Genomic DNA, 1,328 nt, shown 5'->3' on the forward strand with positions numbered 1-1,328 from the left:
TGCTGTACAAAATCGAAATAAAGAGGTATCCTCGGGCAGAGTATGGTGCCGTAACCCATGGTGAGGGCTTTTTCCAGCAGCTGGGGCTGATCGTGTCTCCACCACATCACCCGTGTGTTGTTTGCCGGAAGTCCGGCAGTGACCACTTCATCCCATCCGATCACTGTCTTGCCCAGGACCTTCACGGAGTCTGCCATGCGCTGCAGGAAATAGTGTTCCACCTCTACCAGGTCTTCCAGTCCTTCCTTTTTCATGAGTGAACGGACTTCCGGCATATCATGCCATTGTTTATTGCCGAAATGGACTTCATCACCTCCAATATGAATGAAAGAAGAAGGAAAAAGAGTTGTTATTTCCCGGAGAATACCGGTCAGAAACGTGTAGGTGCCCTCTTTCCCGGGATGAAAAGTGAAATGAGGGTATTTTTCCGATCCGCCACCGCTGAATTCGGGATATGCCTTAACGGCGGCAGTAGCATGACCGGGCATGTCAATTTCCGGGATTATCTCGATAAAACGATCGCTGGCATATTTCACGATTTCCGCAATATCCTCCTGCGTATAGAATTGTGCTGATGCTTCCGGGTCGGAGAAATTTCCCGCGGCACCGACTGTTGTCAGCAGCGGATATTTTTTGATCTCGATACGCCATCCTTGCGAATCGGTAAGATGCCAGTGAAATTTATTGAGCTTATACATCGCCATAAAGTCCAGCAACCTCATAATTTCTGCTTTTCCGATAAAGTGACGGGACTCGTCCACCATCACACCTCTCCAGCCGAAACGGGGTTTATCCTGAATGACAGCAAGGGGCAGGGTTCCTTCCCTGCCGGCACTGGTAATTAACTGCAATGTTGATTGCAGGCCGTAGAAACAGCCGTTTGGGGAGCCGGCTTCGATAAGGATGCCCGTTGGGGCAATCCTTATCCGGTATTCCTCCGGATTGATGAGCGCCTCGTTTTTGGAGAGCCGGATGAATCCGTTTTCCTTTTTCCTCTGTGTGTGGATCGAAAACTTTTGGGCAGTCTCCACGAAATCCGGAATCAGATCGTCGAACTCATTGTCGGCGGTGATGGTGATTGTCCGCGGTAAGTTTACCGTGCCCGCCTGGGTTTCATAATGATTCGGGCGGGGGGTGATTTCCTGTGCGGAAGCACCGGGCGCGCTTACCAGCATTATCATCAAAATAGTAAAAATATTTTTCATCATGGGAGTATTTTCGTTTGGTTGTTTTTATCGGATTATCTCCACGTCGGAAATTTTCACGTGCCCCGATACGATTTTAATTCTCAGATCTGTACCGGCCGTTTCGTTGAACGTGTATTTGTT

The 1,328-nt window shown here is 49.0% G+C and carries 1 protein-coding gene; it reads right to left on the reverse strand.

Going from position 1 to position 1,328, the window contains the following annotated elements; all coding sequences use genetic code 11:
• Positions 1–1,205 (reverse strand): beta-N-acetylhexosaminidase (locus tag B3Z75_RS11785; RefSeq protein ID WP_294071814.1); only part of this gene is annotated, 1,205 nt, incomplete at its 3' end.
• Between the last annotated feature and the right edge of the window lie 123 nt (positions 1,206–1,328).

Source organism: Proteiniphilum sp. UBA1028, assembly GCF_002316955.1.
Taxonomy (GTDB): Bacteria; Bacteroidota; Bacteroidia; order Bacteroidales; family Dysgonomonadaceae; genus Proteiniphilum.